Raw genomic sequence first — 12845 nt, 5'->3', positions numbered from 1 at the left:
CACACGGCGGTGAGCTGGGCGCGGCCGGTGGTCTCGTCACAGGACATGGAGACGTGGTCGGCGTCGACGCGGTAGAGGTTCACACCGGCCTCGCGGGCCGCGGCGACGACCGCGTCGGCCTTGCCGGGCACACGGGCGGTGAGGGTGTCGAAGAAGGCGCCCTGGGTGAGCTCCACGCCGCCCGCGGTGAGGCCGGCGGCGAGGATCGCGGCGTACCGGTGGGTGCGGCGCGCGATGCCCTGAAGGCCCTCGGGGCCGTGGTAGACGGCGTACATGCCGGCCATGACGGCGAGCAGCACCTGCGCGGTGCAGATGTTGCTGGTGGCCTTCTCGCGACGGATGTGCTGCTCGCGGGTCTGCAGGGCCAGGCGGTAGGCGCGGTTGCCGTCGGCGTCGACGGAGACGCCCACGAGGCGGCCGGGCAGCGAGCGCGCGTGCTTGCCCTGGACGGCCATGTAGCCGGCGTGCGGACCGCCGAAGCCCATCGGGACGCCGAAGCGCTGGGTGGTGCCGACGGCGATGTCGGCGCCGAGCTCACCGGGCGAGGTGAGGAGGGTGAGCGCGAGGAGGTCGGCGGCGACGGTGACGATCGCGCCGAGCTCGTGGGCGGCGTCGATCAGCGGCTTGATGTCGCGGACGGCGCCGGAGGCCCCGGGGTACTGGAGCAGCACGCCGAAGACGCCGCGCTCGGCGACCTCGGCCGGGATGCCGTCGCTGAGGTCGGCCACGACGACCTCGACGCCGGTCGGCTCGGCGCGGGTCTCGATGACGGCGATCGTCTGCGGCAGGGCGTCCGCGTCGATGAGGAAGACGCCGTTCTTGACCTTGCCGACGCGCCGGGCGAGCGCCATGGCCTCGGCGGCGGCGGTGCCCTCGTCGAGCAGGGAGGCGCCGGAGGTGGGCAGCCCGGTCAGGTCGGCGACGACGGTCTGGAAGTTCAGCAGGGCTTCGAGGCGACCCTGGGAGATCTCCGGCTGGTACGGGGTGTACGCCGTGTACCAGGCGGGGTTCTCCATCACGTTCCGGAGGATCACCGGCGGCGTGAAGGTGCCGTAGTAGCCGAGGCCGATCATGGGCGCGAGGACCTGGTTGCGGTCGGCGAGCGTCCGCAGCTCGGCGAGCACCTCGGCCTCCGTGCGCGCGGCCGGCAGGGCCAGCGCCTCGGTGTTCTTGATGACGTCCGGCACCGCGGCGGCCGTGAGCTCGTCGAGCGAGCCGTAACCGACCTGGGCGAGCATCTTGGCGCGCGCCTCGGCGTCGGGCCCGATGTGCCGCTGCTCGAACGGGATGCCCTGTTCGAGCTCGGAGAGCGAAATGCGGTTGGCGGTCATGTACGGAGGCCTCCTGGTCGTCACGACCTGCGAGGGGCACCGCGGCGCGGGTACCCGGACGGCCTCCCCCTCTGTCATCTCAACCTGAGAGTTTCACCGGCCCGCCTCACGGCACGCCGGCTTTCACCGTCGGTGAGAGCGCATGTCGTGGGACACCGCTCTGCTTTCCAGAGTGACCTCGTCCGCGCGGTACAGGGGCCTGAGAGATTCCGGGGAGGATTTGCTCCTTCGGCGCCCACCGGAAGTCTGCTCCGGGGGACTCTCCCGCACGGGGTCGCCAGCCACACCCAGCCTACCAGCGAGGTTCCGGCTTCCATCGCTCAAGTGGCCGACATCCCAGTTGTGCACTTTCGTAGGGGTGGAGAGCAGTTGCGACCTGTTGGAGGGACCGTGCAGACCGATATCGATCCGCGCAGCCTGATCGGCCGCAAGGCGTACGACCGGGACGGACACAAGATCGGAACCGTGGACGAGGTGTACCTGGACGACGCGACCGGCATCCCGGAATGGGCCGCCGTCCGTACGGGCCTGTTCAGCCGGGACGCCTTCGTCCCGCTCGAACCGAGCGAGCTGATCGACAACGGCCTCCACATCCCCTACGAGCGGGCCCTCATCAAGGACGCCCCCGACTTCGGCGTGGGCCGCCACCTCTCCCCGGAGCAGGAGCTGCAGCTCTACCGCCACTACAGCCTCGCGCTTCCCCCGCCGCCGACGGACAGCCCGGACACCGACTTCGGCCGGCTGGCGGGCCAGTAGCGCCGTCGCGCACACCGACGGCCAACGGCTGCGGGACAGACAGAAGAGCGGCGGCGGACCACGCTGCCGCTCCAGGTAAGGCGGCCCCTGAACCCCCCGGTGGTGTCCACCGCCTCCAGGAGCCGCCCCGCGGCCTCCCGCACCACCCCGGGATCGTCCGTGGGCCCCCGGAGCGTCTCGGACCGGGTCAGCGTGGAGAAGTCGAAGCGCCGCACCTTCAGGACGATGGTCCGCCCGGAGTGGCCGGAGGCCCGGAGCCTGCCCACGCACCGCTCCGCGAGCCGCTCGACCTCGCCCCTGATCCGCACCCGGTCGTGCAGGTCGATGTCGAAGGTGTCCTCGACGGAGACCGACTTGGCGTCCCGCTCGGCCACCACGGGCCGGTCGTCGAACCCCTGGGCCATCCGGTACAGCGAGGTCCCGTGCGCCCGCCCGAGCAACCGTACGAGCTCGTCCTCGCCCGCCTCCGCCAGGTCGGAGACCGTGGTCATCCCGGCCCGCCGGAGGTGCTCCCCGGTCGCCGGCCCCACCCCGGGCAGGATCCGCACCGACCGGGGCGCCAGGAGCGCCCGCTCGGTCCCGGGTTCGATCAGGACGAGACCGTCGGGCTTGGCCTCCTCGGAGGCGATCTTCGCGATCATCTTGGCTCCGGCGAGCCCCACGGACCCCGTGAGCCCCGTCGTGGCGAGGATGTCCTCCCGCAGCCGCTCACCGGCCCTGCGTGCGCTCGCGCTGTCGTGGGCCGCGCCCCCGGCCTCCAGGTCCACGAAGGCCTCGTCGAGGCTGAGCGGCTCCACGAGCGGCGAGAGCCGGCCCAGCAGCTCCATGACCTGCTCGCTGATCGACCGGTAGAAGGAGAAGCGCGGGACGAGGTAGGCCGCGTTCGGCGCGAGCCGCCGCGCCTGGCCCATGGGCATGGCCGAGTGGACGCCGAAGCGGCGCGCCTCGTACGAGGCGGTGGCCACCACGCCCCGCGGCCCCAGGCCGCCGACGACCACGGGCTTTCCGCGCAGGCTGGGCTTCGACGCCTGCTCGGCGGCGGCGAAGAAGGCGTCCATGTCGAGATGGAGGATGGTGGGCGCGGGTCTCACAGCTCCGATGCTGCCTCACCCCACTGACAACGGGCCCGGAAACGCCCCGCCGGCCCCGTAAGACCAGAGGAAGGCACCCCGGACCCGGAAAGGCCCCACTAGCCCACCAAGGCCAAAGAAATGCACCACAGACGCCCCGCGAGCCCCCAGGGCCGGGGAAAGCCCTCGCAGCCCTCAGACCGCCCTGTCCCGCCGCCTCCGCGCCAGTTCGTCCCCCGGGTTGTGCCCCACGAGCGTCTCGCCCGTGTCGACCCGCTCCCCGTGCAGCTGCGAGAGCGCCGCCTCGACGTCCCTCCAGACCACGCCGACGGCGATGCCGAAGACGCCCTGCCCGCCCTGGAGCAGGTCGACGACCTCGTCCGGCGAGGAGCACTCGTGGACGGTGGCGCCGTCGCTCATGAGCGTCATCCGCTCCAGATCGCGAAAGCCCCGCGCCCGCAGGTGCTGCACGGCCGCCCGGATGTTCTGGAGGGCGACCCCGGTGTCCAGGAAGCGCTTGACGATCTTCAGCACGACGACGTCGCGGAAACTGTAGAGCCGCTGGGTCCCCGAGCCGTACGCCGGCCGTACGCTCGGTTCCACGAGGCCGGTACGCGCCCAGTAGTCCAGCTGGCGATAGGTGATCCCGGCCGCGGCGCAGGCCGTGGGGCCGCGGTAGCCGACCCTCTCGCCCGCCTCGTCCGGTCCGCCGGAGGAATCCGCGGCGCCCCCACCGGTCCCCGTACCGAAGTCGCCGACACTGCTGTGAAGCGGGTACGGGCCGCTCTCCCCGGACACACGTCCGAGCGAGCTCCCTGCCGTACCGTCCGCGCTGCTCATCACGCCGACCCTCCGTCCTTGACCTGCCCACACGAAGGTAGGCAGTCACTCGGGGTGCGTCAACGATCGCCACACTCGGCACGCCGAGTGATAATCACCCTGAGGGTGGTTTCCGAACCCTCTCGCCGGGGAACGGCTATCCGAATGCGCTGACGCCGCCCCGCGAACGGCCCGGGGCCGCGCCGCTACGACTCACTGGCTGTTGGTCCCGAAATCCTCCGGTGAGATCTGGTCGAGGAACTCGCGGAACTTCTCCACCTCGTCCTCCTGCTCGTCCGGAATCGCGATACCGGCGTCGTCCAGCACACCGTCACTGCCGTAGATCGGCGTTCCGGTCCGCAGGGCCAGTGCTATCGCGTCCGAAGGCCGCGCACTCACCTCGACGCCGCTGGCGAAGACCAGTTCGGCGTAGAAGACCCCGTCACGCAGATCCGTGATGCGGACTTCGGTGAGTTCCTGTCCCACGGCCTCCAGCACGTCCTTGAACAGGTCGTGCGTCAGCGGCCGCGGCGGGGCCATCCCCTGCTGGGCGAAGGCGATCGCGGTCGCCTCACCCGGTCCGATCCAGATGGGGAGGTACCGATCGCCTCCCACTTCACGCAGGAGCACGATCGGCTGGTTGGAGGGCATTTCCACCCGGACACCCACAACGTCGAGCTCGTTCACACAGCAACCCTAGGACGTGCCCGACCGGTTTGGATAGTCGGGCCCCTCCCGAGCACGGCGGGAACCCGCCGCGAGCACGGCACGAACCGGCAGGGATCACGCTTCGGAAAGGCCTCGCGGGGTCACTGCGACCGGATCCCCAGCGCGCTCCGCACCAGTGCGGCATGCAGCCGCACCGACTGTGCGGCGAGCTCCTGCGCGGTGGCCTCGGCATGGGCCCTGGTCTGCGGGTTGCGATGCCGGCGCAGCGGCGCGACGACCTGCTCGATCAGCCCCGCCTCACGGTCGGCGGCGGCCTTGACGGACCGCAGGTGCCGGGGTTCGAGGCCGAAGCGGCCCAGATCCGCGATCAGCCGCGCGACGGTCACGGCCTCGGGGTCGTAGCCGCCGCCGTCCGTCTCGGAGATCAGGCCGTACGACTCCCACTCGAGGAGTTCCGCCTCGGCGACCTCGGCGGCCGCGAGCAGTTCCGCCCGCCCGATCCGCGCCGCGGTCGGGGACTCGGCATCCTGCTCCCAGGCCCCCTCGGCCGGATCGACCAGATCGCGCCGCCGGCCGGGAGCCGGGAGTTTGACCTGCTCACCCCGGGCGAGGGCGTCGAGGTGCTCGCGGATGACCTTCAGCGGAAGATAGTGGTCCCGCTGCATCCGCAGGATCTGAGCGAGCCGCTCGACGTCCTGCGGGCTGAACTTCCGGTACCCGGAGGCCGTACGCCGGGGCTCCACGAGCCCCTCGGCCTCCAGGAACCGGATCTTGGAGATGGTCACTTCGGGAAATTCGTCGCGCAGCTGGGTCAGCACCGTGCCGATGCTGACCAGCCGGTCGCCCGCGGCGGTGCCGAACCCGGCACCGCCCGTCGGTGTTCGCAGCATGGACCTTCCCTGAAGGCTTCTCCGAGGCGCTACACGCCCCGCTGGCTCGAGTAGAAGACCAGGCGGTACTTGCCGATCTGCACCTCGTCGCCGTTCGACAGAACGACCGAGTCGATCGGCTCGCGGTTGACGTAGGTGCCGTTGAGGCTGCCGACGTCGGAGACGGTGAAGCTGCCGTCCTGGCCCCGCCGGAACTCGACGTGGCGACGGGAGACCGTGAAGTCGTCCAGGAAGATGTCGCTCTGCGGGTGGCGTCCGGCCGTCGTCAGCTCACCGTCGAGCAGGAACCGGCTGCCGGAGTTCGGCCCCCGACGCACCACGAGGAGCGCGGAACCGAGCGGCAGGGCCTCGACGGCCGCCAGCGCCTCGGGAGAGAGCGAGGGCAGCTGCGTCTGACCGGTGACCTCCGCGTCGTAGGCCTCCAGGCCCGAGATGGAGATCGTGGACGTCGTCTCGGAAGCCCGCTCGGGTGCGACTCCACCCCGCAGCGGCGTGCCGCAGTGGGAGCAGAACCGGCTGTCGGCCGCGTTGCGGTGGCCGCACCTCGTACACACCGGCATGGACGCATCCTCCTGCCGCGGCTGCCCCGCCGAGGTCTGTGTCGCGTACGGATCGGGGGCAAACCCTCCACCCGTACTTGAGGTTGATGGTTCTCCGAAACCTATGCGGGCGGCCCCGGCGGGGTCAACAGACGACGCGCCGTACGCGCCGGGAGCCTCACCGCCCTGACCACCGACCTCGTCGCGGAACAGCGGGCGCTCGCCACCCTGCTCCTCGCTCTGGGCGTGGCGCGACGCGCGGTGCTTGGCGTTACCGCCGTCCTCGCGTCCGCTCTTGCCGAACAACTTCGCAAAAAAACTCACGGGCGATTCCCCTTGACCGAAACAGACCCGCCCGTGGGGCAGGACGAACCGAGATTCCTCACACCTGCCGACCCGGACACCTTCACAACGTCCGTATCCCCCCGACAGTTTCCACCACGCACCACCGATGTGGTGCGCCGACCCCCCGCAACGTCGTGCCCATGTCGCGGGACCCCCTGTGTCTCCCTCTCACTGCGAGGACGACTGAGCGTAGTCAGGCCGCTTCGCCGGTCGCAAGGCGTCGACGACGATCTTCGCCGACCGCTCCACCGTGGCCGTGGCCTGCTCCTTCTCCAGGGTCTGCACGACACCGCCGGGAATGTTGAGCGCGGGCTCGAGATCCTCCGGCTTGCCGATGACCTTGAAGACGTACGGAGCGGTCACCTTCGTTCCATCGATCCGCATGTCATCGCCGCCACCGGTGAAATAACTGTCCGCTACCACCCGCACGCCGTTGACCTGGATGGCCTCGGCGCCCGCCGCGCGCAGCTCCTGGATGGCGTCGAGCAGCATGTCGGACTCGACGGCCCCGCTCGGGTCGCCGACGGTGAGCGTGATGCCGGGGCCCTGGGCCGCGACCGTACCGGCCAGGATGCCGAGCTGCTGCTCCCTCTCCTGGGTCTGCCTGCGCGCCTCCTCGGCCTGGTCGGAGCTCGACTCCAGCTCGGTGCGCTGCTTCTCCAGGCGGGCCTTCTCGTCCTCCAGGCGCTGGGTGCGGTCGTCGAGCTCGTCGAGGATCCGCACCAGGTCCTCCTGGCGAGCCCCGCGCAGGGCGCTGTTCTCGCTGGTGGAGGAGACCTGGATGGCCAGACCGAGACCGAGGACGAACAGCAGCAGCGCGACGATCAGCTGGGCCCGGGTCACCCGGGGCGGCCACAGCGCGGAGCCGAGCCGCCGGCGCCCGCTGGGCTCGGCGCCGGGGTCGACGGGCGGCACCGCCACCCGTACGTCGTGGTCGGCGCTGGTGTCGTGGACGGAGTCCCCGGGCGGCTCGGGCTCCCCTGGCACAGCGCCACGGGCGGCTTCGCCGGCCTCCGGCGGAGGCGTCCCGGTGCCGTCAGGCTTCCCGAGGCCGAACCCGGGTTGCGGCGGCGCGCCCTGGGGGTGCCGGGGCACCTCGGGCCGCTGCGGGCTCCCGGCAGGGTTGTTCCCTGCGTTTCCGGCGTTCCCGGTGCTGGCGGGATACGCGGGGTTCTCCGCGTTCCCGGGATTCCGCGCGTTCCCAGGGGTCTGCGCGTTCCCGGGATTCCCCGGGTTCTCAGGGTTCTCGGGGTTCGGGGGGTACTCGTTCATCGGCCTCACGCCCGGAAGACGTGCCGCCGGATGGCGGCCGCGTTGGAGAAGATCCGGATGCCGAGCACGACGACGACACCGGTCGACAGCTGCGCACCCACGCCCAGCTTGTCGCCGAGGAAGACGATCAGCGCGGCCACGACCACGTTCGACAGGAAAGAGACCACGAAGACCTTGTCGACGAAGATCCCGTCGAGCATGGCCCTGAGACCGCCGAAGACCGCGTCGAGGGCGGCGACCACGGCGATCGGGAGATAGGGCTCGACCACCGCCGGGACTTCGGGGCGGACCAACAGTCCGACCACGACTCCGACGATCAGGCCCAGTACGGCGATCACGATGTGCCCTTCCCTGTGTCGGCCGTGGCCCGACCGGACGGCTTCGCCGTCCCGGCCCCCCTCGGCTCTGCGGTACGTACGGTCAGGCTCGGTGCGGCCGGCAGGCTGACGTCGCCCTCGGCCGTGATCCCGCTCCTGATCCCGAAGTTCTCGACGAGCGCGTGCAAGTACTGCCCGTCGGCGCTGTCCTGGAACGCGGTGCTCAGCCGCTGTCCGTCCCCGATCGCGAGGATGGTGTAGGGCGGCACCAGCGGCCTGTTGTCGACCAGTATGGCGTCGCCCGCGGCCCGGATGGCGGACAGCGAGGTGAGCCGCTGGCCGTTGATGGCGACGGCCTCGGCGCCGGACTCCCAGAGCCCGTTGATGATCCGCTGCATGTCCCGGTCGCGTACCCGGCCCGTGTCGGCGAAGCCGCTGCTCTCCCGCGGGCCGCCTCCCCCGCTCTCGGTGTCCTTGGCGTCGTTGACGACCAGCTTCACACCCGGACCGTGCACGGGCGTCGCACCCGAGAGCAGACCCGCGAGCTCGGCCGGGCCGCCGCCCGGCTGCTGGAGGGCCTGCCGCTGCCGCTCGCCGACCTCGGTCCGGATCCGCTCGACGTCCTTCTCCAGCTGATCGGCCGAGGAGGTCTCGTCCTCGATACGGTCGATCAGGTCCTGCCGCTCCTTGGCGACGACCGGCGCGGAGATCCGCGCCTCGGCGGCGCCGACGGTCACGACGGCCGCGGCGAGCAGCAGGCCCGCGGCGACGCCCAGCTTGGCCCGCAGGCTGCGGGGCAGACCGCCGCCCTCGGCGGCCCGCCGGGCGGTCGCCTCCGCGTAGCCGTCGTCCAGCGCGTGGTCCATCACGTTGTTCAGCAGCGACATCGACGCGTCCGGACGCGGCGGTGGTGATCCGGTGCTCCGAACGGGGGGCTGCTGCGACATGCCGCACATCGTCGCACGTCGCACGGCCTACCGCCGAATGGCCCCTCCCGGCCGGCGGGGACGCGCCCGAGGGGCGCTCCCCGCCGACCGGCCCGATCGGGTCAGCTACCTGCGCTGTCGACCACGGCGGCCCACTCGTCGAGCAGGGCCTGGGCGGAGGCGTCGTCGGGTCCCTCGGCCCACAGATGAGTGACGGCCTCGGCGGGGTCGGGCAGCACCATCACCCATCGCCCGTCGGCCTCGACCACCCGCACACCGTCGGTGGTGTCGACGGAGCGGCTGCCGGCCGCCTCCACGACCCGGCGCATCACGAGCCCCTTCACGGCCCACGGCGTCGCGATGTCCCGCTTGAGGACGTGCGCCCGCGGAATACGCGCGTCGATCTGGCTGAGCGTGAGCTGCGTCCGGGCGACGAGGCCGATGAGCCGCACGAACGCGGCGGCCCCGTCGAAGACGCTGCTGAACTCGGGCACGACGAACCCGCCGCGCCCGTCGCCACCGAAGATCGTCGACTCCTCGCGGCCGACCCGGGTGAGGTCGTCCGGCGAGGTGGTGGTCCACTCCACCTGCGTGCCGTGGTACGCGGCGACCTGCTCGGCGATCCGGGTGGTGGTGACCGGCAGGGCGACCCGTCCCGAGCGCCGCTCGGCGGCCACCAGGTCCAGCATCACGAGCAGGGCCCGGTCGTCCTCGATGATCCGGCCCCGCTCGTCCACGAGCGAGAGCCGCTCGCCGACGGGGTCGAACCGCACGCCGAACGCGGCACGCGCCGAGGCCACGATCTCCCCGAGGCGTACGAGTCCGGCACGCCGGCTCTCGGCCGACTCCGTGGGTCTCGACTCGTCGAGTCCGGGGTTGATCGTCAGCGAGTCGACCTGGAGCCGGCCGAGGAGGCTGGGCAGGACGAGTCCGGCGCTGCCGTTGGACGCGTCCACGACGACCTTCAGTCCGGCCTCGGCGATCCCGGAGGTGTCGACGTTCCGCAGCAGGGAGCCGGTGTACGAGTCGAAGACGCTCGCCGGGAAGGAGAGGTCGCCGATCTCGCCGGGGAACGCGCGCCGGTACTCCTGCCGCGCGAACACCCGGTCGAGCTTGCGCTGCCCGCCCTGCGACAGGTCGGCACCGCGTTCGTCGAAGAACATGATGTCGACGGAGTCGGGGACGCCGGGAGAGGTCCGGATCATGATGCCGCCGGCGCTGCCCCGGGCGGTCTGCTGCCGTGCCACCGGCAGCGGTACGTTCTCCAGGTCCCGTACGTCGATGGCGCTGGCCTGCAGGGCCGAGATCACGGCTCGTTTGAGTGCGCGTGCGCCCCGGGAGTGGTCACGGGCCGTGGTGACGGTCGAGCCCTTCTTCAGGGTCGTGGCGTACGCCCCCGCGAGCCGGACGGCCAGTTCGGGGGTGATCTCGACGTTGAGGATGCCGGAGACGCCGCGGGCCCCGAAGAGGTGGGCCTGGCCGCGGGACTCCCAGATGACCGAGGTGTTGACGAAGGCGCCGGCCTCGATCGTCTTGAACGGGTAGACGCGGACGTTGCCCTGGACGATCGATTCCTCACCGATCAGGCACTCGTCCCCGATGACGGCTCCGTCCTCGATCCGGGCCGCCCGCATGATGTCGGTGTTCTTGCCGATCACACAGCCGCGCAGATTGCTCTGCTGCCCGACGTAGACGTTGTCGTGGACGACGGCCTTGTGGAGGAAGGCCCCGCTCTTCACGACGACGTTGGAGCCGACGACCGTGTGCTCGCGGATCTCGGCGCCGGCCTCCACCTTGGCGTAGTCGCCGATGTAGAGGGGCCCTCGCAGCACGGCGTCGTGGTGCACTTCGGCGCCCTCGGCGACCCATACGCCCGGGGAGATCTCGAAGCCGTCGATGTCGACCTGGACCTTGCCCTCCAGGACGTCGGCCTGGGCCTTCACATAGCTTTCGTGGGTGCCCACGTCCTCCCAGTAGCCCTCGGCGACATAGCCGTAGATCGGCTTGCCCTCCTTCATCAGCTGCGGGAAGACGTCACCCGACCAGTCGACCGAGGTGTCTGCCTGGACGTAGTCGAAGACCTCGGGCTCCATCACGTAGATGCCCGTGTTCACGGTGTCCGAGAAGACCTGGCCCCAGGTCGGCTTCTCCAGGAAACGCTCGACCTTGCCTTCTTCGTCGACGATCGTGATGCCGAACTCCAGCGGGTTCGGCACCCGGGTCAGGCAGACCGTGACGAGGCCGCCCTTCTCCTTGTGGAACGCGATGAGGTCGGAGAGGTCGAAATCGGTGAGCGCGTCACCGGAGATGACGAGGAAGGTGTCGTCCTTCAGCGCCTCCTCGGCGTTCTTCACACTGCCCGCTGTACCGAGTGGCTTCTCCTCGTTGGCATACGTGAGCTCCATACCGAGTTCCTCACCGTCGCCGAAGTAGTTCCGGACGAGGGAGGCGAGAAACTGCACGGTCACGACGGTCTCGTTGAGACCGTGCCTCTTGAGCAGTCGTAGGACGTGCTCCATGATCGGCCGGTTCACCACCGGCAACAGAGGCTTGGGCATGCTCGAGGTCATAGGGCGAAGGCGTGTTCCCTCGCCACCGGCCATCACAACGGCCTTCATGTCGGAAGCGTCCTCCTTGAAGAGACGACGGTCCTGCCGACTTCGCCTGTCCACTCGGTCGCCCTGGGACGTCCTCGATGTTGCCGGCGACGCTGCTCGGCACTGGACGGACGGGCTCAATCGGCCTCGGTATCCGCCTTCACGATGCGACGGACCTGGACCACATAGAGGATCCCTGCCCACCAATACAGAGTTGTACCCCATCCGGCGAAGGCCCACCCGAAAACTTCAGCGAGTGACGAAAGCCAGCCCGTTCCGTCACTGAGAAGCAACAGCGGGAAGGCGTACATGAGGTTGAATGTCGCAGCTTTGCCGAGGAAGTTCACCTGCGGCGGCGGGTACCCGTGCCGGCGAAGGATTCCGACCATCACCAGCAGCATCGCCTCGCGTGCCAGGAGTGCGGCGGTCAGCCACCACGGCAGGATCTCGCGCCAGGTGAGACCCACGAGCGTGGACAGGATGTACAGCCGGTCCGCGGCGGGATCGAGCAGCCGGCCGAGGTTGCTGATCTGGTTCCAGCGACGAGCCAGTTTGCCGTCGAGATAGTCGCTGACGCCGCTGAGCATCAGGACGAGAAGCGCCCAGCCGTCGCTGTTGGGGCCACCGAACTCCGGACGGAGAATCAACCACAGAAACAGCGGCACGCCGGCGAGGCGAGCCATGCTGAGAATGTTGGGGATGGTGAGGACCCGGTCGGTCTGAACGCGAGTCTCCTGGACCTCCACCCGGGGGCCTCCTGCTGGGAACGTACGGACGATGCCCCCTGACCTTACCCTCAGCGACCACACCCGGGTGCACAGGGGGCGCCGGGCCGGCCCTGAACGCAAAAATGCCTCAACCCCCGGACATGGTCCGGGGGTTGAGGCTRAAGATTGTTCGGCGGCGTCCTACTCTCCCACAGGGTCCCCCCTGCAGTACCATCGGCGCTGAAAGGCTTAGCTTCCGGGTTCGGAATGTAACCGGGCGTTTCCCTAACGCTATGACCACCGAAACWCTATGAAGTTGAACTCGACCGGCAAAGGGAGTTCATTGCTTCAGAACTAACACAGTGGACGCGAGCAACTGAGGACAAGCCCTCGGCCTATTAGTACCGGTCAGCTCCACCCATTACTGGGCTTCCACATCCGGCCTATCAACCCAGTCGTCTACTGGGAGCCTTACCCTCTCAAGGAGGTGGGAATACTCATCTCGAAGCAGGCTTCCCGCTTAGATGCTTTCAGCGGTTATCCCTCCCGAACGTAGCCAACCAGCCATGCCCTTGGCAGGACAACTGGCACACCAGAGGTTCGTCCG

11 protein-coding genes, 1 rRNA gene, 1 pseudogene, 1 riboswitch and 1 other annotated feature (1 of these 15 cut by a window edge) are annotated in these 12845 nt (G+C 70.0%); of the genes and pseudogenes, 1 reads left to right on the top strand and 12 read right to left on the bottom strand.

The window, feature by feature from the left end; all coding sequences use genetic code 11:
* Nucleotides 1-1331: aminomethyl-transferring glycine dehydrogenase subunit GcvPA (gcvPA, locus tag EAO70_RS25540; RefSeq protein WP_148005354.1), on the bottom strand; the 1331-nt coding region annotated here is incomplete at its 3' end.
* A 177-nt stretch (nt 1332-1508) separates the two neighbouring features.
* Nucleotides 1509-1608: riboswitch (glycine riboswitch) on the bottom strand.
* Nucleotides 1609-1721: 113 nt separating this feature from the next.
* On the opposite strand from gcvPA, the gene EAO70_RS25535 reads away from it, so the two are divergent.
* Complete coding sequence (locus tag EAO70_RS25535; protein WP_148005078.1) at nt 1722-2087, top strand: PRC-barrel domain-containing protein; 366 nt, start codon at nt 1722-1724, stop codon at nt 2085-2087.
* An 86-nt stretch (nt 2088-2173) separates the two neighbouring features.
* On the opposite strand, the pseudogene EAO70_RS25530 reads toward EAO70_RS25535, so the two are convergent.
* From EAO70_RS25530 to rrf, 11 genes and pseudogenes are all read right to left on the bottom strand, one after another.
* Nucleotides 2174-3178 (bottom strand): annotated as a pseudogene (locus EAO70_RS25530) (DNA polymerase IV); the annotation flags it as partial.
* A 174-nt stretch (nt 3179-3352) separates the two neighbouring features.
* A complete protein-coding gene (locus tag EAO70_RS25525; RefSeq protein WP_187284015.1) occupies nt 3353-3997 on the bottom strand; it encodes a MerR family transcriptional regulator in 645 nt (214 codons plus the stop codon).
* Nucleotides 3998-4189: 192 nt separating this feature from the next.
* Entirely contained in the window at nt 4190-4663 is a 474-nt protein-coding gene (locus tag EAO70_RS25520) for a bifunctional nuclease family protein (RefSeq protein ID WP_015032172.1), read from the bottom strand.
* A 122-nt stretch (nt 4664-4785) separates the two neighbouring features.
* Nucleotides 4786-5535, bottom strand: a complete 750-nt coding sequence (locus EAO70_RS25515) for a MerR family transcriptional regulator (protein ID WP_148005076.1) — start codon at nt 5533-5535, stop codon at nt 4786-4788.
* 29 nt (nt 5536-5564) lie between these two features.
* On the bottom strand, nt 5565-6527 hold the full coding sequence (locus EAO70_RS25510) for an FHA domain-containing protein (protein ID WP_187284039.1): 963 nt from the start codon (nt 6525-6527) through the stop codon (nt 5565-5567).
* 60 nt (nt 6528-6587) lie between these two features.
* Complete coding sequence (locus EAO70_RS25505) at nt 6588-7406, bottom strand: DUF881 domain-containing protein (protein WP_261993022.1); 819 nt, start codon at nt 7404-7406, stop codon at nt 6588-6590.
* Nucleotides 7407-7696: 290 nt separating this feature from the next.
* Complete coding sequence (locus EAO70_RS25500; RefSeq protein ID WP_015032176.1) at nt 7697-8029, bottom strand: small basic family protein; 333 nt, start codon at nt 8027-8029, stop codon at nt 7697-7699.
* Entirely contained in the window at nt 8026-8955 is a 930-nt protein-coding gene (locus EAO70_RS25495; RefSeq protein WP_148005074.1) for a DUF881 domain-containing protein, read from the bottom strand. The genes EAO70_RS25500 and EAO70_RS25495 overlap by 4 nt, the downstream gene beginning before the upstream one ends.
* Nucleotides 8956-9056: 101 nt before the next feature.
* Nucleotides 9057-11552: a mannose-1-phosphate guanyltransferase gene (locus tag EAO70_RS25490; RefSeq protein ID WP_148005073.1), complete on the bottom strand. Its 2496-nt coding sequence runs from the start codon at nt 11550-11552 to the stop codon at nt 9057-9059.
* Between the two features lie 116 nt (nt 11553-11668).
* Entirely contained in the window at nt 11669-12277 is a 609-nt protein-coding gene (locus EAO70_RS25485; protein ID WP_148005072.1) for a CDP-alcohol phosphatidyltransferase family protein, read from the bottom strand.
* Between the two features lie 149 nt (nt 12278-12426).
* Nucleotides 12427-12543, bottom strand: a 5S ribosomal RNA gene (gene rrf / locus EAO70_RS25480).
* A gap of 73 nt (nt 12544-12616) precedes the next feature.
* Nucleotides 12617-12845: a sequence feature (23S ribosomal RNA rRNA prediction is too short), on the bottom strand; it runs 1042 nt beyond the window's last position.

This window comes from Streptomyces sp. adm13(2018) (genome assembly GCF_008042145.1).
Taxonomy (GTDB): domain Bacteria; phylum Actinomycetota; class Actinomycetes; order Streptomycetales; family Streptomycetaceae; genus Streptomyces.
The sequence above is the reverse complement of the archived record's forward strand: the minus strand, read 5'-3'. Positions and strand labels throughout refer to the sequence as shown.

Bases quoted from the DNA above. Each gene is read 5' to 3' on its own strand.
- EAO70_RS25525 (WP_187284015.1), bottom strand. From the start codon at position 3,997: ATGAGCAGCGCGGACGGTACGGCAGGGAGCTCGCTCGGACGTGTGTCC.
- EAO70_RS25515 (WP_148005076.1), bottom strand. From the start codon at position 5,535: ATGCTGCGAACACCGACGGGCGGTGCCGGGTTCGGCACCGCCGCGGGC.
- EAO70_RS25495 (WP_148005074.1), bottom strand. From the start codon at position 8,955: ATGTCGCAGCAGCCCCCCGTTCGGAGCACCGGATCACCACCGCCGCGT.
- EAO70_RS25490 (WP_148005073.1), bottom strand. From the start codon at position 11,552: ATGAAGGCCGTTGTGATGGCCGGTGGCGAGGGAACACGCCTTCGCCCT.